This window comes from Chryseobacterium angstadtii (genome assembly GCF_001045465.1).
In the GTDB taxonomy this organism is placed as follows: domain Bacteria; phylum Bacteroidota; class Bacteroidia; order Flavobacteriales; family Weeksellaceae; genus Chryseobacterium; species Chryseobacterium angstadtii.
This window is the reverse complement of record NZ_LFND01000004.1, coordinates 258,448-276,649: the sequence shown is the minus strand read 5'-3', so window position 1 is coordinate 276,649 and position 18,202 is coordinate 258,448. Positions and strand designations below refer to the sequence as shown.

Sequence of the window (18,202 nt, the reverse complement as noted above, 5' to 3'; positions counted from 1 at the left end):
AATTCTATTGTTTAATTAAAACCAAAACATCATGTCACAGGAAATTTTTAAAAAAGCAAAAAAGTTAAAAAAAGATGATCTCAGAAACATCGTAGGAGGTGTGGGAGACGCAATAACCCCGGATCTTTCAAAATGTGGATGCAGCTGTACAGGAGCAGTAACAGGTCCGTCATATTGTGTAAAGTATAAAAAATGTCTGCAGGTAATAACCTGTTGATGAAAAACATTTCATTAAACAAAACCTTTCAGTTTTCTGAAAGGTTTTTATTTTTTATTACCTGCTCCATAATCACCATCCTGGATTCATATAATAATAATATTGTTTAAGTTTTTTTTTAACCATTATTTCTTTATTAGGTTAATAATTACAATAAAATCAGAGCTTTATTAAATTTCATGATAAATTATGTTGCGAATAATTAATATTTGTTTAACTTTGAAAGGTAACTCAACTATATTGTTTCATCTAAAAAACTAAATCACATGAACTTTATGAAAAACGCTAAAAAATTAAGAAAAGAAGACCTTAAAAACATCTCAGGAGGAAGCTGGGAAGGTTCCGTAAACATCGGAAAACCTGATTACTCTCTATGCGGATGCAGCTGCTCAGGTTCTGTTACAGGACCGTGGTATTGCTCTGAGTATATTGCTTGCCCGCAGGTATATACTTGTGGTGAGGCGGCGATCTAAAACTGATTTTAGCTAAAAACAAACATTTCCACATTTAATACGCAAAAGCCTTTTGGGACCTTCCAAAAGGTTTTTGTTATTTAGCTGATGATGTATAAAAGGCTTCCCACACTTATCGTAATCCATAAAATAACAGCCACCGCCAGCGGCTTGATTCCAATCGTTTTTAAAGTCCTGATGGAAAGTGTAGAACCGATAAAGAAGAGCGTAAGATTCAGCCCTGATTTTGCAACAGCCGTCACAGAGCTGCTGAAAAGGCTAAAAACAGGAAAATAAGTATTCAGTAATATAGCAAGGACAAACCATCCGATAAACCACGGGATCTTGATCTTAGATTCTTTATTCTTAAAAATAAACATGGTGATGACAGAAACCGGAATAATCCATAAAGCGCGGGCGAGTTTTACAGTAGTTGCCGTTTTTAAAGCTTCATTTCCATATTTTCCGGCAGCTCCTACCACGGAACTGGTATCATGAATTCCTACGGCACACCAAAGTCCGAACTGCTCCTGAGAAAGTTGTAACAGATGTCCCATAGCGGGGTAAACAAAAAGAGCCACGGAATTCAGGGTGAAAATAATGGCAAGTCCCAAAGAGATTTCTTTTGTATCCGGTTTTATAATAGGAGAGACAGCGGCAATGGCACTTCCTCCGCAAATGGCTGTTCCGGCAGAGATCAGATAAGAGAGTTTTTTTTCAAGTTTAAATAGCTTGCCAAGAATGTAGCCAAGAACCATCACGGTTATAATGCTGATAATCGTTAAAAAGAAACCTGTTTTTCCTGCCTGAAGCGCTTCATCTAGCTTGAGTCCGAAACCCAGACCCACAATGGATATCTGAAGCAACAGGTGAATATACCGGTGCAGATGCATTTCAAACGGATTGCCAATCAAAACAGCTAAACAGAAGCCCAGCGCCAAAGCTAGGGGAGAAGATATCAAAGGAGTCAGACATAATACGGCCAGAATAATAAAAACAGCTTTTCGGAACGTTTCATTTTGGAGAAAATCTTTCATAAGATAAAGGTTGAAATAAGACTCCAAAATTCCGAAATATAGTATTACGAATTAAATTGTATTTTATTATGAAGGATAACTTTTGGTTATGGTGTTCAGGGTCTGAGTTCCGCGTTTCGCGTTTCGGGTTTCGAGGTGAGAGAGTTTGAGGGTATGAGAGTTTGGGTGTTTGAAGAGTTGGGAACGTGTTAATTGAATTTTAATTCATGAAAGCTCCTATCCGTGGTGGCTGAGGCCCTCGAAGCCACCATTATAAATGTTTGAAATCCGACATCTAAAGCATTGATTCTACAACTTAAAGTTAGTTACGGGATACGGGATACGGGGAAGAAAGTTTGAGGGTTTGATAGTTTGATAGTTTGGGTGTTTGAAGTTCGCGGAGTTGGGAACATGTTAATTGAATTTTAATCCATGAAAGCCCCTATCCGTGGTGGCTGAGGTCCTCGAAGTCACCATTACAAATGTATGAAATCCGGTGTCTGACATCTTGATTCTTGACTCTCGACTCTCAATATCCAAATCAAAAGACCAAAGCTTCAAACTATAACCTAATCCCTGCCACCTGCTATCTGCCACCTACTCCCTAACTCCTCACAAACTTCAAAAAAAGCTTAATCATTTCCGACTGTTCTCCTTTGGGCAGGATAAAATGAAAATCTCTTTCAATACTGAAGTTCCGGATGTCTACAATAGCCAGGGTATTGTTTTTTAATTCATTCAAAATACTGCTGATAGACAGGAATGCCATACAGTCTGAATGTAAAAGATAATTTTTGATGCTTTCACTGCTTCCCAGCTGCATAACCGTATTCAGTTCCGCAATATTGATCCCTTTCTCCTTCAAACGGTTTTGGATATATTCCAGTGTGCCGGAACCTTGTTCCCGGAAAATCAGGTTTAAGTCATAAAGATCTTTTAAGCTTAAAGTTTTATGGGCCAGTGGATGATCCGTTTTTGCAGCCAGAACAATTTCATCGGCTTTGAATATTTTATAGTCGAAAAACGAAGACTGAGATTCCCCTTCGATAATTCCCAAATCAATTTTTCCTTCTTTCAACAGATCCGAGATAATTTCCGTGTTGTGTGTAATCAACTCAATCTTAATATCCCTGTAATAGGTATTGAATTTCGCCAGTATTTCAGGCAAAACATACTGTGCAACACTGGTGCTGGCTCCGATAATTAGTTTTCCTCTGTGCTGTTCATTAACCTGACTGATTTCAAATTCAAGATCACGGTAAATATTCCTGATTTTTTCTGCATATTCAAATAAAATCTTTCCACTTTGGGTAAGCTGCACAGAAGTTCCTTTTCGGTCAAACAGTTTTGTGCCAAGCTGATTTTCAATTTCTTTAATATGCTTGGTAACTGCAGGCTGTGAAATATGAAGTTCTTCGGAAGCTTTCGTGAAATTCAGCCTTGAAGCTGCTGTGTGAAAAACTTTTAATCTGTAATCAAACATGATGCAGGAACTTATAATCACAAATTTAGTGAAAATATATGGGTTTCGGGGTGCGGGTTGCTAGTTGCGGGTTGGGGTTAAGGAATTTTAAATTTTCTATAAACTAACTCAGATTCTAAAATATTCTATTTGTAAAAAGCTAAGCTCTACTACGCGCGCCGTCAACTTGGCAACTAGCAACTCGTATCCCGAACCTCGTCAAACTCGAAACCCGCACCCCGCTACAAATCAGAAATAGACCGCTCCTGATCGCTTTCATACCTTCTGTTTTTCGCCTCACCGATCTTCTGCTTGGTATAAATACTGTGGTGGCCGGAAAGAAGATAAGAAACTACGCAGGCTATGGCAACGTATACTCCGGATTCGGCTCCGAATAATTCGATTCCCATCAACATACAGGCTAGCGGAGTATTGGTAGCTCCGGCAAATACGGCTACGAATCCCATTCCTGCAAGCAGTCCGAACGGTAGCGGAATAAATAGGGATAAGGCACTTCCCAGCGTTGCTCCGATGAAGAATAAAGGAGTCACTTCACCACCTTTGTATCCTGCCGACAAAGTAACGATGGTGAAAATCATTTTTAAAGCAAAATCATATAAGGGAAGCTGTTTTTCAAAAGATTCCAGAATCACCGGAATACCCAGGCCAATATATCTTGTACTGCCCATGGCAAAAACAGCCAGTGCAATAATCACTCCGCCGATTACAGGGCGTAATGGAGGATATTGGACCTTAGATTTAAACAAAGAACCCGCCCAATGAATGATCCTGCTGAAAGCTGCGGCACAAAGTCCAAAAGCGATTCCTGCAAGAATGCTGTACAAAATTGGGAAAAACTCCGGTTGGGGGATAATGCTGATATGATAATGGGTATGATGAACATTCCAGAGATTGGTGACCTGGTTTGCAAGAATTGCCGATGCAAAAGCAGGGAAAATAGCATTGTACCGTATTCTTCCGATAAGGAAAACTTCAAGTCCAAATACCGCACCTGCTAACGGGGTTCCGAAAATAGATCCGAAACCTGCTGCAATGGCAGAGATGAGCAGAATTCTTCTTTCTTCTTTATCAAGTTTAAAAGTTTTGCTTAATTGATCGGCAATAGCGCCTGCCATCTGAATAGCCGTTCCTTCACGCCCTGCCGAACCTCCGAACAGATGAGTTGCAATAGTTCCCAGATAAACAAATGGAGCCATTTTGAATGGAATAATTTCTTTCGGATCATGAATGTTGTCAATCAGTAAATTGTTTCCAGCTTCCACATCTTTTCCGAAATAATAATATAAAAGCCCGATAAGCAGCCCAGCCAAAGGAAGCAGGGCAATAAGCCAGATGTGACTTTCCCTGAAATGAGTGGCCCATTCCAGAGACTGTAAAAACCCCGCAGAAGCGCTTCCCACTAAAGCGCCAATGATGATACTGATGCACAGCCATTTTGAAATATAAGGCAGAGCAGGGTATTTTCTGAAGAAATAGCGGGTATGAAAAGTTGTTTTTCTGCGTAGTGTACGTTCTTTTTTTGACATAATAATCCTGATCAGTTATTGGTTAATAATCTCTTAATCAGGCGTCATCAGCTTCTGTAAAGCGGTTGGGTAAGGAAGAGCACCATTTCCTTTTGTGGTACAAATATACCTATTCTTCGTGAATTGGTATGCTTTGTTGTAAAAAATTGACTATTTCTACAGAAAAGGTTTCATTTCATCTTCAATCTGTGTTCTTAGCTCCATTAAACGTTTTGCGTATTGTTCCTTTTGCTTCTCATCTTCAGTTTCAGGAATCCATTTGGGAACAGGAAGTTTTTTTCCATTTTCATCTACCGCCACAAAAACAATGATACAATGTGTTTTTTTATCGAAAGTAGGCTGCTTCAGATTTCTTGAAAAAACATTAATGGAAATATGCATGCTGGATGATCCGGTATAAATGACCTGAGCATCTACTTTTACGACTTCACCGATTTTAATAGGCTCATAAAAACGGATCCCTCCCACATAAACGGTAACGGAATAATTCCCGCTCCATGTCGTGGCGCACGCATAGCCTGCCTGGTCGATCCATTTCATGACGCTTCCTCCATGTACATTTCCCCCATAATTCACATCCGAAGGCTCTGAAATAAACTGAAAAGTGATAGGCTTGTTCTGCATCTTTATAAAATTTTAATAAAGTTATTTAATAATTTCCAGAATTTTAGATTAAATCCTAATTTTGAACAGAATTTAACCGATTAAAATATTAAAAAAATAATGAAGAAAGTATTCTATCTTAATACATGCGATACATGCAGAAAGATTTTAGCACAGTTTGACCTTACAGACTGGGAACTCCGTGAAATTAAGAAAGAGCCGGTTACAAAGGAAGAACTGGCTGCCATGTATAAAAAAACAAAATCGTACGAAGCTTTATTCAGTAAAAAATCTACCCAGATTAAATTAAGAGGCCTTGATACGAAGTCTCTTCAGGAAAAAGACTTCAAAGAACTTCTTTTGGATCATTATACTTTTCTGAAACGTCCGGTTTTCCTTACAGACAGTGAAATATTTGTAGGAAATGACAAAAAAAACGTAGAAGCCCTGAGAGAATTCTTCGGAGTAGAAGACTGAAAAGCTGACTAAAATAAGATCTTACATCTGCTCAGCAGAACGGAACATTGAATAAAAGAGTTGTGGAATAATCTGCAGCTTTTTTTTGTCTAAACTGAGTTCGGGATATAGCATTTCTTTTGTCCGTTAAAGAAAAACCCTTGTCAAGGTTCAAAACCTTGACAAGGGTAAATAGTTACTAATTTCCTCAACCTCAACCTCAACCTTGACCTGAGCCTCAGCTAGCATGAATATTGAAAACAAGGACCTTGTTATGTGATCGTGTGCGTTTTTTCAGTCACAGTTGTATAAGTTTCCGAAACAATATTGTCTACAAACTTCCATTCTGCCTGAGAACTTCCGGAAGTAAATTTCACATGCAGATATCCTCTTTTGTAAAGATTGGCATATTCCAGATCATCTATAAGCACCGAAAAAGCATGAGCCAGCTCTATTGTCTGGGTAGGATCGGATGTAATTCCCAGATAGCCTTCCAGACCGGGAGAAGATACGGAGCTGCAAGCCAATTCTGTTCCGATGAAATTTCCCTGTGCATCATTAAGTTTTCCCAACCAAGCATTATGGGTGTCACCTGCGAGCACCACAACATTTTTCCCGGCAAGAATAGAGTAGAGCTGTTCTCTTTCTATAAAATATCCGTCCCACGCATCCAGATTATAAGGTAAAGTGGTCGTGATTCTTGCAATTTCCTGTGGAGTAAGGGTAGGATCATTCTGCATATGTCTCATTTTAAGAGCAATGAGCTGAGAAATTGTGGTTTTAAGAAGCAACATGGTAGCAGGCTGTGCACTTCCGTATTGTTTTATTTCTGCCAGAATTCTGTTTAAAAGCATCAGCATTTCTGCCGGAACCATCATTTTGGTCATTAAGATCTGCTGCCCCAGTACTTTCCATTTTGCCGTATCTGAATTGATTTGGGAGGCCAGCCATGACATCTGTTCCGTTCCGATCAGTTTTCTGCCCGGGCTCAGGAAATCGGCTTTGAATCTTGCCTGGTCAAAGTTTCCGGCGGCATCCAGATAATCTGAGTATTCAAGCTGTTTGTCTCTTGCAATTACTCTCGTATCCATCATATAAAGAGAAACGATGTTTCCAAAGTTGAAAGTTCTGTAGATTTTAAGATTCTTTCCTGTTTTTAAAGGAATATATTCGCTGTAAGCCTGGAATGCAGACATCTTTCTGGCCTGGAAATCTCCTTCATTGGGCTGATGATTCTCCGCTCCGGATTGATAGGTGTCATTGGCAAATTCATGATCGTCCCAAACACAGATAAAAGGTTTCTTCTGATGAAGCAGCATAAGATTCTTATCTCCTCTGTATTGTCTGTATCTTTCACGGTAATCGTCGAGGCTGATGATTTCTTTTGCAGGCTGATGGGCTCTTCCCAGCTGATTGGTGTAAGGATTGGTTCCGTACTGTCCCGGAGCGTATTCATAGATGTAATCACCGAGATGAACCACCACATCCGCTTCAGATTGAGCTATGGCTCCATACACGTTAAAAAGTCCTGCCGGAAAATTGGAACAGGAAACCACGGCCATCTTCACTTCATTCACAGAATCCGTTTTTGAGGGTAAAGTAAGGGTTTCTCCAGTGACGCTGCTTTCTTTGGTTTTAATATTGTAAAATCTGTAATAGTATTTGGTATGCGAAGGAATATTCTGCACATCCACGGCAACGGTGAAGTCATTCACTGAAGTTACATTGGCCTGTCCTTTCCTCACGATGTCGGTAAAGCTGTTGTTTCTGCTCACTTCCCAGGTAATTTGAGCATCAATACCTGTGGAATACCTCGTCCATATAATCACTCCTGTTTCTGAGGGATCAAAACTGGCTACACCTGTTGCAAATCCGGAATTTTTAAGATCACCCGGAGCATTTTCAGTGTCAGTAAAATCGTCATTGGTACAGCTTTCAATTAAAGGCGCAATAAGGATCCCTCCCGCAGCCATCAATGAATGTTTAAGAAATTTTCGTCTGTTGATTGAGTTGCTATTTTCCATCAATTTTTTTCCTTGCAAAAAAAGATAATTAGGAGAATAAGTCTATTAACTCAGTTTTAATTATAAATTATGATTATTTAACCAATATTTCTTTGAGATTAATGAAATTAATGTAAAATAATCTACATTGTGTGATTAATTATTAAATACTTATCTTTATGATTACCAAAAAATTATAATCATGACAAAAAACTTTTTAAAAACAAAGATTCTTAACAGATCAGCATTGAAGGAAATTAATGGAGGAACAAAAGTTCTACCTGTTAACTGCTTTACCCTTTGTGGGCCGGCCGGCGGTGTTATTTCCAACAAACCGGGAAGAGGAGACGCATGTAATCCGGACAGATCCATCTGCTGTTTCTGCCATTAAAAACACAAGAGGCTGTACAACTACAGCCTCTTTTAATTTATATGTTCAGGAATATTATACGAAAGGAGCTTTCACTACTTTGGCAGGAATATTCTTGTTTCTCACCTGAATAAAGATTTCAGAACCCAGTTTAAAGTGAGGCTTGTCTACATAAGCCAGTCCTAAACCTATCTTTTTCATAGGAGACTGTGTTCCGGAAGTTACCTTCCCGATTACATTTCCTTCTGCATCCACTACCGGATAATCATGTCTTGGAACGCCTTTGTCCTGAAGTTCAAAACCTACCAGTTTTCTGGTAACGCCTTCCTCTTTCTGCTTGGCGAATGTATCTTTAGAGACAAAATCCTTATCAAATTTTGTAATCCATCCCAATCCTGCTTCAATAGGAGAAGTCGTGTCATCAATATCGTTTCCGTATAAACAGAATCCTTTTTCCAGCCTTAAAGTATCTCTTGCAGCAAGTCCGGCCGGAACAATTCCTTCCGCTTCACCTGCATTGATGATGGCATCCCAAAGCTGCTCGGCATTTTCATTGTTGAAGTAGATTTCAAATCCGCCGCTTCCTGTATAACCTGTGTTTGAAATAATCACATTGTTAACTCCGGAAACGCTTCCTACAGCAAAATTATAGTAAGGAATTTCAGAAAGATTAGTCTCTGTAAGTTTCTGAAGAATTTCTGTAGCTCTTGGTCCCTGAACAGCCAATAAAGACATATCATCAGAAGCATTCGTCATTTTGGCACCGAATGTATTGTACTTTGAGATATGGTTCCAGTCTTTTTCGATATTTGACGCGTTCACTACTACAAAATACTTATCGTCTTCCATTTTGTAAACAATAAGATCGTCCACGATTCCTCCGTTTTCATTAGGAAGGCAGGAATATTGAGCTTTTCCGTTTTCCAAAGCATCTACATTATTCGTTGTTACAAACTGCAAAAGATCTTTAGCTCCCGGTCCTTCAATAAAGAACTGACCCATGTGTGAAACATCAAACAATCCTGCTTTTTCTCTTACCGCAAAATGTTCTTCCGTTACACCGGAATACTGCACAGGCATTTCAAAACCTGCAAAAGGTACGATTTTAGCGCCCAAAGAAACGTGTTTATCGTATAAGGCTGTTTTCTTCATATTTAATTTTTATTTCTTTATTTTAAAACTGTTAAAAGTTTCGTTGAATAAGCTCATATAATTTCCGTTCCAGAATTTCTGGCCACAGTTGATAGCCACAAGATACAGATCTTTGTCTTTCTGAAAAGCCCGGGTAATCCAGAACAATTTCTCTTTTTCATCAAAATATTCGTAAAAATATTCTGTATATCCTTTTTTACCTTTGGATTCTTTTATCTTACTTTCCGGATCTGCAGACTGATAAAGTGCCAGAATAAACTTTTTCATTTCCGTTTTCGGAAGTTCCAGGCCATGGTATTCAGAAATCGTAATGGCTCCCACCTCATTGGTCGGGAAAATATTCACAATATCGCTGTCATTGGTAGATTTCCAGCCTTCAGGAACATTGATAGAGTAGCCGGGGCTTTCGTAAACTTTTGCTTTCTGGGCCAAAAATAAACCTGCCGATAGAAATGCAGATACAAGCAGTATTTTTTTCATCAATTAAAAATGGTGTTTATATTCTTCGAGGATAATTTTGAACCATTCCGTAAAATTTTCCGGGTTCTCAACCATTTCCTCATCAAGATCTTTCATGGAAATAAATCTTATTTCTTCCACTTCTTCCTTATTTAAATTGAAATCGGATTCATAATTTCCTGTAAATACGTGGTCAAGTTCATGCTCCCAGAGACTGCCGCCAACATCTGCCTTGTAAATAAAATTGAATTTTTCCGAAAGTTCGGTTTCAATTCCTAATTCTTCTTTTAGTCTGCGTTTAGCCCCCTCAAGATAAGTTTCACCTTCTCTTGGATGAGAACATACGGCATTGGTCCATTGATTGGGAGAATGGTATTTTCCGGATGCCCTTTTCTGAAGAAGCATCTCTCCTTTGCTGTTGAACAAAAAGACGGAAAAAGCACGGTGCAGAAGACCATTGATGTGAGCCTGCTGCTTTTCCATAAGACCCAAAACTTCATCTTCAGGATTTACTAAAACTACAAATTCTTCCATTTCTACAAATGTAAGCCTAATAAATGTATTTTGAAAATTTTTGAAGAAACATCATATTCTTGGAGTGGGCGAAAGGTAAAAAAGCAAAGCTGCTTATTTGTGAATCCTCAGCTGAGCCTGATTAAAAAGTAAAGTGCTCTATGATCATTTAATCTAAAGCAAGAAATATAATCATCTGTGAAAATTCGTGTCATCTGTGGTTAAAAAATAAAATATACATCAGTTCAAACTTGAGTACCATATAATGTAGGTCAAGACTAGAGTAAATGCTGCTTAATTTTGATCAATTACGGGAATAAAATGGTAAAAAAGAAAATTTTTAATCAGAATAATTTAAAAAACGAATAAATTACTTTTTTTATTCATTAAATAGTTTTTTATAGTAAATTTTTAACTTAAACCAAGTTTAATGCTTCATTTACTGATAAAAACCCTAACTTTACATCTTAATAATTAGTGATGGAATTAGAATACAAAGAGCATTTAAGTCCGATTCTGAAGGACGGGGTAAAAAATTATTTAATTGACATAGACGGTACCATAACAGATGATGTTCCGAATGAAGAACCAGAAAGAATGGTGACTTGCGAACCTTATCCTGACGCCCTTGAAACGGTGAATAAATGGTATGATGAAGGACACCAGATCTGCTTCTTCACTTCAAGAACAGAAAACCTGAAACAAATTACGATCGATTGGCTGGATAAGCATGGCTTCAAATACCACAGCGTACTCTGCGGAAAACCAAGAGGAGGCAATTATCACTGGATAGACAATCACCTGGTAAGAGCTACACGCTACAAAGGAAAATTTACAGACCTTGTAGAAAAGCAGGTAACCATTGAAGTTTTCAAAGAAGATTAAGGAAACATATATAGAGATTTAAAAATTAAATGATAAAAGTGTACGCACTGAAAATTCTTTAATTTTTAAATCTTTTCACTTTTAATATCAATTGTATTTATGAAAGTTTTAGCAAATGACGGGCTGGATCAATCCGGGATTGATGCACTGGCTGAGAAAGGTTTTGAAGTGATCACTACAAAAGTTCCGCAGGAGTTTTTGGTAGATTACATTAACGAGCATAAAATCCGTACCCTTTTGGTAAGGAGTGCCACACAGGTAAGAAAAGATATTATTGATAGCTGTCCTTCGATTGAGATTATCGGGCGTGGCGGTGTAGGAATGGATAATATTGATGTGGATTATGCAAGAGAAAAAGGAATTCATGTGATCAATACTCCTTCTGCCTCTTCAGAATCTGTAGCGGAGCTTGTTTTTGCGCACCTGTTTTCGGGGGCGAGATTTCTTCAGGACTCAAACAGGAAAATGCCTTTAGTAGGAGATACGGAATTTGCCGGCCTTAAAAAAGCATACACAGCAGGGATCGAATTAAGAGGAAAGACCATCGGAATTGTAGGAATGGGAAGAATAGGACAGGAAGTGGCGAGGATAGCTCTTGGTCTTGGGATGAGAGTGATTGCTGCTGATAATAATGTGGGTAAAGCAAGTATTAAAGTTAAATTCTACAATAACCAATTTATCAATGTAGATATAGAAACTGAGCCGCTTCAGGACGTTCTGAAACATTCAGATTTTATAACACTGCACGTTCCTGCTCAGAAAGACGGCTATATGATCGGTAAAAATGAGTTTGATATGATGAAAGACGGTGTTGCCATAGTGAACTGCTCAAGAGGAGGAGTTATTGATGAGGCAGCTTTAATTGAAGCATTGGATTCCGGTAAAGTGAAATTTGCAGGATTGGATGTTTTCATCAATGAGCCTACTCCTTCTAAAGCAATACTGAACCATTCCAAAATCTCTCTGACGCCGCATACAGGTGCATCTACATTGGAAGCTCAGGATAGAATAGGTCTTTCCCTGGCAGAACAGATTTCGAGTATTTTACAGATTCAGTAACAGCTGAACCCAATAAAAACAAAAAGCACCTCTATTTTGAGGTGCTTCTGTTTTATATGTTATTTTTACTTTTAAGGAGATCTCTGATTTCCGTTAGTAATTGCTGATCTGCAGTAGGTCCGGCCGGTGCAGGATCCTCTTTTTTAGAGAGCTTGTTGGCGCCCTTGATAATCCAGAACAGTACCATAGCGATACAAAGAAAACTGATCAACGCAGAAAGAAAATTACCGTAAGTAACTCCATTCCATGCAAGTTTTGAAATGTTTTCAGCACCTGCAGCTTTCAAAGCCGGGTTAAGTAAAAGAGGCGTAATAACATCTTCTACCAATGAGGAAACAATTTTTCCGAAGGCCCCACCGATGATTACACCGACAGCCAAGTCAATTACATTGCCTTTAAAAGCAAAGTCTTTAAATTCCTTAATAAATCCCATAATTTATATTTTTTTAATTAGTACACACACAAAAATATAATTTAAAAATGTAAAAAACATTACTTTTTAGTGTTTTTTACTCAGTAAAGATTGAATTATATTTTATGTTTAATATGGTTTTTCAGTGAACCTGTTGTTTCAATTAAATATTTTATAGAGATAATATGGGAAGTGTATTTTTATGACAAGGATAAGCTGTAAAAGAAAACTTTTGTAATTTGGTTAAAAATTCGACATTTCTTATGAAAATATTCACTGCAGAACAGATTCGTGGCTGGGACAGGTTTACGATATCCAATGAGCCTGTTTCCTCCATACAGCTTATGGAAAGAGCTTCGGAAGCCTTATCCGGCTGGATTTCAGAAAACTGTAAAAATCACAAAAAAATTGCCGTTTTCTGTGGCTACGGAAATAACGGCGGAGATGGATTAGCGATGGCAAGAATCCTTTATACAAAAGGTTTTGATGTAGATATCTTTGTACGTTATCCCAAAGGAAAGTTCTCAGATGATGCTTCAGTGAACTTAAAAAGACTCCGGGATCTTTCCGGAATTTCTGTCAGAGAATTTAAAGAAGCAGATGACTATAACTTCGACAGCAAGACAGTTGTTATTGATGCTTTGTTCGGTACAGGCCTTTCCCGGCCTTTGGAAGGAATCTTTGAAGAACTGGTTGAGGTATTGAATGAGAAAAACTGTATTAAAATTTCAGTTGATGTTCCCTCCGGACTTTCGGCAGACCATATACACGAGACTGATCATGTCGTTTTTAAAGCAGATTACACACTGAGCTTTCAATGCTGGAAAAAGACTTTTCTTCACCCTGAAACAGGAAAGTATACCGGAAAAGTGGTTATTCTGGATATTGGCTTAGATGAAAGATATGAAAAAACAGAAGCTACAAACAGTTTTGTCATTGATGAAAAAGTTATTGATGGGATTTTTAAACCCAGACAAGACTTTTCACATAAAGGAACCTATGGAAAGGTAACCATAGCCGCAGGAAGCTACGGGAAAATAGGGGCAGCGGTGTTGGCAACGAAATCTGCATTAAGAACAGGAGCGGGCCTCACCTTTGTAATGGCTCCGCAGTGCGGGTATGAGATATTACAAACCTCATGTCCCGAAGCCATGTTCATCAGAGGAGGGAAAGAATGGCTGGAAAATTTTGAATCAGAAGATGATTCGGTGTACGGTATTGGGCCGGGACTGGGAACCCACGAAAACACGGCGGAAGGGCTTTTGACTTTTCTAAAAAGTTATAAAAAACCTGTAGTTTTAGACGCTGATGCATTGAATATCATTTCAAAAGATCGTCAAAACCTGAACCTGATTCCTCAGAGATCTATTATAACGCCACATCCCAAAGAATTTGAACGCCTCTTCGGAAGCACGGAAAATTCCTTTGAGAGGTTAAAATTAGCCCACAAAAAAGCAGCCGAACTGAATATCTATATTGTACTGAAAGATCATCATACCCAAATTATTACACCGGAAGGGAATGTATTCTATAATATCACCGGAAACGCAGGACTTGCCAAAGGAGGAAGCGGAGATATTCTTACCGGTATTCTGGCGTCATTCCTTGCTCAGGGATATTCTGAGGAAGAAGCCTGTATAATGGGAGTCTGGCTTCATGGAAGAGCTGCAGATCTGGCTGCGGAAAAATATTCCAAAGAATCCATGCTTGCTACGGATGTGATTAATACGTTTGGAGATGTTTTTGAGGAACTGAACAGAAGAACGGGGATGAAATTGTAAGATATGAGTTTGAGCGTTTGAGAGTCAGAGTGGTTGGGAGTTTTAAACTTAATAATTTTGCTAGTTTAATCTGATGTCTGAAATCTGAAGTCTAGAATCTTTGTTCTTAACTGTTATTCCTAACTCAAGTTAAATAGAAAAAGGGCAAATAAGCTGTTTTGCCTATTTGCCCTTTTGTCTTTTTATTCTTATTTATTCCGGCTTTTCGTTTTCAGCCTGAGTAATTTTAAACTTTTTAGAAACAATCATAATAACCACTCCTGCAATCATGAACGGGATAGAAAGTACCTGTCCTGTATTCAGTCCGCCAATCTGGATGAACTCATCACCCTGAGGCTCTTTCAGGAATTCTACAAAGAATCTTACAGCCCAAAGGATAATGAAGAATAGTCCAAATAACCATCCCTGCTGATATTTTTTGTTTGTTTTTCTGTATAATACCCATAGTAAAATGAACAGTAGAAAATAACCAGCAGCCTCAAGAAGCTGACCCGGATAACGGGGAACTGTAGGGCCGTATTCACTGCTTTGCTGTGGGAAAAGAATGGCAAGAGGAGAATTAGGATCAACCGCTTTTCCTACGATTTCAGAATTGAAAAAGTTACCGATTCTTACAAATGCACCTCCTAAAGCAACCACAATTCCAATTCTGTCATATACCCAGAATGGATTTTTCTTAATGATTTTAAAGGAATAATATAGTGTAGTGAAAATTAGCGCGATAGTTGCACCGTGGCTGGCCAAACCTGAAAATCCTGTGAATTTAAACCCGTTTTTTGTACTGATTGGTAAAAATACACTCCAGAAGTCTTCTTTGAACAATTCCGGCTGATAGAAAATAACATGGCCTAATCTTGCACCCAGGATTGTTCCAATAAGCGTCCAGGTGAAAAGGGGCTCCAGATATTTTTGATTGACATTATCAATTTTGAAGATTCTAAGCATTAAAATATACCCAAAACCAAAAGCAAAAACGAACATTAAACTATAGAAATGCAGCGTAACAGGTCCCAGCTGAATACCTTTAGATGGATCCCAGATTTTGAAAGGAGTTTCCAAAGCCACCGTTTCAGACCCCGTAATAGGTTTGGCTGACTTGATTGCATATTTAAAATCGGTGATATTGTCCTGAGTAGCCGGGCCGTCAATCAGTTTGAAGTTTTTATCGAAAAACTGATACTGTAAGCTCTTGTATTTCGCTAAAGTCGAGACACCGGAATCGAAATAAGCAGGCTCGAAATTGGATTCATTAAAGATGACCAGAACATTTTTATCTGTATTTTTCTCCGGAAAAGTGTTGAGGTTAATTACCTCTGTGGTAGAATAGATTTTTACCGGAATATCTGCTCCGTTTACTTTCAGAGTTCCGTCAGATAAACCTCCCGGATATTCCTGAGCCAATGCGAACTGTGTGATAAACGCAAATAAGACGAGATAAATTCTGAAAAATAGGTTACTCATTTCTATTGATTTAATAGTTTGTTATTGATTTATTTTTTTCGGAGGTACAGGATCGTAACCGCTGCCTCCCCACGGATGACATTTTGAAATTCTTCGTATTCCCAGCCACAATCCTTTGAAAATGCCGTGTACCTGCAGAGCTTCCACCATATAATGGGAGCATGTAGGTTCGTAACGGCAGTTTTTGGGAAGCAGGGGCGAGATAAACCATTGGTAAAATTTGATCAAAATTACCAAAGGAAAACTAATGATTTTATTGAATGTAAGTTTCAAAACAATGCAAAAATAGGGTAAAAAATTTAAAATTAGTTTAATTTTGTTAGAAGTTTCAGCGACTTAGTTCCTGGATCCGTTTATCATAAAAATCGAATTATCTTGAGCCAAAATATTCCCTTAGCCGAAAAATTAAGACCCAAAACTTTAGATGAAGTTCTTGGGCAGGAACATCTTACCGGAGAAAAAGGCACGATCAGAAAAATGATCGAAAATAATACTTTGAATTCACTGATCCTTTGGGGGCCTCCGGGAACAGGAAAAACCACTCTGGCAGAAATTATTTCGGAAAAATCCGGGAGGAAGTTTTATAAGCTTTCGGCAGTTTCTTCCGGAGTGAAAGATGTGCGTGATGTAATTGAAGATGCCAAAAAGCAGAATTTATTTTCCGGAAAATCTCCAATTTTGTTCATAGACGAAATCCACAGGTTCAATAAGTCTCAGCAGGACTCACTTTTGCATGCGGTAGAAAAAGGCTGGATTGTTTTAATAGGAGCTACCACAGAAAATCCAAGTTTTGAAGTGGTATCCGCACTATTATCAAGAAGTCAGGTTTATATTTTGAAAGCATTGAGCTATGAAAAGCTGGAAGATCTGATTGATACGGCTTCGGAAAGGTATAATAAAGATGAAGGAACCGCTTTTAAAATTAATGAAAAAGAAGCCTTTATCCAGTATTCGGGCGGAGATGCCAGAAAGTTGATCAATTCTGTGGAACTTGTTCTTAATCAGTATAAAAATTCAGATAAAAAGGAAATCAGCAATGCAGATGTTCTGGAAGTTTTGCAGGAAACAATGGCGCTCTACGATAAAAACGGCGAACAGCATTATGATATTATTTCCGCATTTATAAAATCGATGCGCGGAGGAGACCCGAATGGTGCTGTGTACTGGCTGGCGAGGATGATTGCAGGCGGAGAGGATATTAAATTTATCGCCAGGAGAATGCTTATTCTTGCGGCAGAAGATATCGGGCTTGCCAATCCGAATGCTCTGGTGATTGCCAACAACTGCTTCCAGGCAGTGAATGTCATCGGAAACCCGGAATCCAGAATTATATTGAGTGAAACGGCAGTTTATCTTGCGGTTTCTCCAAAAAGTAATTCAACTTATATGGCGATCAATGATGCGCTGGCTTTGGTGAAACAGACCGGAAACCTTCCTGTGCCGCTTCATCTCAGAAATGCTCCTACCAAACTGATGAAAGATCTCGATTATGGTAAGGAATATAAATATGCCCATTCTTATGAAGGGAATTTCGTAGAACAAGACTTTTTACCCGAGGAAATCAAAAATGCAAAATTGTATCAGCCGGGTAGTAATGCTACTGAAAAGAAGATTTACGAAGAACTCAAGAAAAAATGGAGTAACAGATATTAAATAAGCTGAGACCAAGTTTTACCCTCGTTTATCCTTGTTAAGGTTCAAAACCTTGACAAGGATAGTTGCCAGAGAACGTTTTATTTCATATTCAGAAAATAATAAAAGGATACCGTTGTGGTATCCTTCTATCATAATATAGTTGTCAATCAATTATTTGATGTCGTTTACAGTAAGAAATACAGTTTTTTTACCATTGTAATCCTTCACTTCTGTGGCACCAATAATGTCTCCGTAAATTTTTAGGCTGGTGTCGGTGAATTCATATCCTTCAATCAATACAGGATTGCTTTCAGGAATTCCGTATTGTGAGTTCAGCTGTGCAAGAGAAATTCTGTCCAGACCATCAAGTCCGTTTTTGATTTTAACTTCCGTAAGGCCTCTATCGGCGAGGAAACTGTATTTTTTTAGTCCTTGAGGAAGCCCGGCAGGACTTTTATAAACACTTGAGCTCTGAACGATGGCTTTTCTCGCATTGAACATGCCCACTGTTCCTACAACATCATTGGCTACAGCAAACTTTACAGAAGAACTCTTCTGAGCAGATAAGGCTGCAGATGATAAGATTAAAAAAGAATAGAGTATTTTTTTCATAACCAGAATATGTAACTGTTAAAAACTGGATAAATATAATTATTTTTTATAAAATGTGGATTAAATTTTACGATATTTTAAATAATACTTAGAAATAAAAACTTTTG

Annotated in this window: 20 protein-coding genes and 1 riboswitch; of the genes, 8 read left to right on the top strand and 12 right to left on the bottom strand. The window is 38.3% G+C overall.

Annotation, left to right across the window (positions count from 1 at the left end; genetic code table 11):
• Positions 1 to 31: 31 nt before the first annotated feature.
• Positions 32 to 217 (top strand): hypothetical protein, encoded by a 186-nt coding sequence (locus ACM46_RS14580; RefSeq protein WP_048507408.1) that lies wholly within the window; start codon positions 32 to 34, stop codon positions 215 to 217.
• 275 nt (positions 218 to 492) lie between these two features.
• Positions 493 to 690: a hypothetical protein gene (locus ACM46_RS14575; RefSeq protein ID WP_241486020.1), complete on the top strand. Its 198-nt coding sequence runs from the start codon at positions 493 to 495 to the stop codon at positions 688 to 690.
• Positions 691 to 770: 80 nt separating this feature from the next.
• Here the strand turns inward: ACM46_RS14575 and ACM46_RS14570 are convergent, their stop codons facing one another.
• The 4 genes from ACM46_RS14570 to ACM46_RS14555 all read right to left on the bottom strand — a co-directional run bounded on the left by ACM46_RS14570 (position 771) and on the right by ACM46_RS14555 (position 5,318).
• On the bottom strand, positions 771 to 1,706 hold the full coding sequence (locus tag ACM46_RS14570) for a YeiH family protein (RefSeq protein ID WP_048507406.1): 936 nt from the start codon (positions 1,704 to 1,706) through the stop codon (positions 771 to 773).
• Between the two features lie 583 nt (positions 1,707 to 2,289).
• Positions 2,290 to 3,168, bottom strand: coding sequence for a LysR family transcriptional regulator (locus ACM46_RS14565; RefSeq protein ID WP_048507405.1), 879 nt, complete (start codon positions 3,166 to 3,168; stop codon positions 2,290 to 2,292).
• Positions 3,169 to 3,389: 221 nt separating this feature from the next.
• Complete coding sequence (locus tag ACM46_RS14560) at positions 3,390 to 4,694, bottom strand: voltage-gated chloride channel family protein (protein WP_173426490.1); 1,305 nt, start codon at positions 4,692 to 4,694, stop codon at positions 3,390 to 3,392.
• 31 nt (positions 4,695 to 4,725) lie between these two features.
• Positions 4,726 to 4,793: riboswitch (Fluoride riboswitch) on the bottom strand.
• A gap of 57 nt (positions 4,794 to 4,850) precedes the next feature.
• Positions 4,851 to 5,318 (bottom strand): acyl-CoA thioesterase, encoded by a 468-nt coding sequence (locus tag ACM46_RS14555; RefSeq protein WP_048507404.1) that lies wholly within the window; start codon positions 5,316 to 5,318, stop codon positions 4,851 to 4,853.
• A 99-nt stretch (positions 5,319 to 5,417) separates the two neighbouring features.
• Here ACM46_RS14555 and ACM46_RS14550 point away from each other — a divergent pair, with 99 nt between their 5' ends.
• The gene (locus ACM46_RS14550) at positions 5,418 to 5,774 is read left to right on the top strand and encodes an arsenate reductase family protein (protein ID WP_083997417.1); all 357 of its coding nucleotides are present in this window, start codon (positions 5,418 to 5,420) and stop codon (positions 5,772 to 5,774) included.
• A gap of 251 nt (positions 5,775 to 6,025) precedes the next feature.
• Here the strand turns inward: ACM46_RS14550 and ACM46_RS14545 are convergent, their stop codons facing one another.
• The gene (locus ACM46_RS14545) at positions 6,026 to 7,777 is read right to left on the bottom strand and encodes an alkaline phosphatase D family protein (RefSeq protein ID WP_048507402.1); all 1,752 of its coding nucleotides are present in this window, start codon (positions 7,775 to 7,777) and stop codon (positions 6,026 to 6,028) included.
• A 181-nt stretch (positions 7,778 to 7,958) separates the two neighbouring features.
• Between ACM46_RS14545 and ACM46_RS14540 the strand changes: the two genes are divergently transcribed.
• Positions 7,959 to 8,147: a hypothetical protein gene (locus tag ACM46_RS14540; protein ID WP_048507401.1), complete on the top strand. Its 189-nt coding sequence runs from the start codon at positions 7,959 to 7,961 to the stop codon at positions 8,145 to 8,147.
• A 54-nt stretch (positions 8,148 to 8,201) separates the two neighbouring features.
• On the opposite strand, the gene gcvT is transcribed toward ACM46_RS14540, so the two are convergent.
• From gcvT to idi, 3 genes are read right to left on the bottom strand one after another with little or no spacing between them, the layout of a single operon-like run.
• Positions 8,202 to 9,278 (bottom strand): glycine cleavage system aminomethyltransferase GcvT, encoded by a 1,077-nt coding sequence (gene gcvT / locus ACM46_RS14535; protein WP_048507400.1) that lies wholly within the window; start codon positions 9,276 to 9,278, stop codon positions 8,202 to 8,204.
• A gap of 9 nt (positions 9,279 to 9,287) precedes the next feature.
• On the bottom strand, positions 9,288 to 9,758 hold the full coding sequence (locus tag ACM46_RS14530; protein WP_241486019.1) for a hypothetical protein: 471 nt from the start codon (positions 9,756 to 9,758) through the stop codon (positions 9,288 to 9,290).
• Positions 9,759 to 9,761: 3 nt separating this feature from the next.
• Positions 9,762 to 10,271 (bottom strand): isopentenyl-diphosphate Delta-isomerase, encoded by a 510-nt coding sequence (idi, locus tag ACM46_RS14525; RefSeq protein ID WP_048507398.1) that lies wholly within the window; start codon positions 10,269 to 10,271, stop codon positions 9,762 to 9,764.
• Positions 10,272 to 10,730: 459 nt separating this feature from the next.
• Between idi and ACM46_RS14520 the strand changes: the two genes are divergently transcribed.
• Both ACM46_RS14520 and ACM46_RS14515 read left to right on the top strand, forming a co-directional pair.
• Positions 10,731 to 11,135 (top strand): LNS2 domain-containing protein, encoded by a 405-nt coding sequence (locus tag ACM46_RS14520; RefSeq protein WP_048507397.1) that lies wholly within the window; start codon positions 10,731 to 10,733, stop codon positions 11,133 to 11,135.
• A gap of 99 nt (positions 11,136 to 11,234) precedes the next feature.
• Complete coding sequence (locus ACM46_RS14515) at positions 11,235 to 12,194, top strand: D-2-hydroxyacid dehydrogenase (RefSeq protein ID WP_048507396.1); 960 nt, start codon at positions 11,235 to 11,237, stop codon at positions 12,192 to 12,194.
• A 52-nt stretch (positions 12,195 to 12,246) separates the two neighbouring features.
• Here the strand turns inward: ACM46_RS14515 and mscL are convergent, their stop codons facing one another.
• A complete protein-coding gene (gene mscL, locus ACM46_RS14510) occupies positions 12,247 to 12,627 on the bottom strand; it encodes a large conductance mechanosensitive channel protein MscL (RefSeq protein WP_048507395.1) in 381 nt (126 codons plus the stop codon).
• 242 nt (positions 12,628 to 12,869) lie between these two features.
• On the opposite strand from mscL, the gene ACM46_RS14505 reads away from it, so the two are divergent.
• The gene (locus ACM46_RS14505; protein ID WP_048507394.1) at positions 12,870 to 14,387 is read left to right on the top strand and encodes a bifunctional ADP-dependent NAD(P)H-hydrate dehydratase/NAD(P)H-hydrate epimerase; all 1,518 of its coding nucleotides are present in this window, start codon (positions 12,870 to 12,872) and stop codon (positions 14,385 to 14,387) included.
• Positions 14,388 to 14,579: 192 nt separating this feature from the next.
• Here ACM46_RS14505 and lgt read toward each other — a convergent pair whose 3' ends face one another.
• Entirely contained in the window at positions 14,580 to 15,446 is an 867-nt protein-coding gene (lgt, locus tag ACM46_RS14500; RefSeq protein ID WP_048507483.1) for a prolipoprotein diacylglyceryl transferase, read from the bottom strand.
• A gap of 423 nt (positions 15,447 to 15,869) precedes the next feature.
• A complete protein-coding gene (gene yidD, locus ACM46_RS14495; protein WP_048507393.1) occupies positions 15,870 to 16,121 on the bottom strand; it encodes a membrane protein insertion efficiency factor YidD in 252 nt (83 codons plus the stop codon).
• 102 nt (positions 16,122 to 16,223) lie between these two features.
• Between yidD and ACM46_RS14490 the strand changes: the two genes are divergently transcribed.
• Positions 16,224 to 17,501, top strand: coding sequence for a replication-associated recombination protein A (locus ACM46_RS14490; RefSeq protein ID WP_048507392.1), 1,278 nt, complete (start codon positions 16,224 to 16,226; stop codon positions 17,499 to 17,501).
• Between the two features lie 153 nt (positions 17,502 to 17,654).
• On the opposite strand, the gene ACM46_RS14485 is transcribed toward ACM46_RS14490, so the two are convergent.
• Positions 17,655 to 18,095, bottom strand: coding sequence for a hypothetical protein (locus ACM46_RS14485; protein WP_048507391.1), 441 nt, complete (start codon positions 18,093 to 18,095; stop codon positions 17,655 to 17,657).
• Between the last annotated feature and the right edge of the window lie 107 nt (positions 18,096 to 18,202).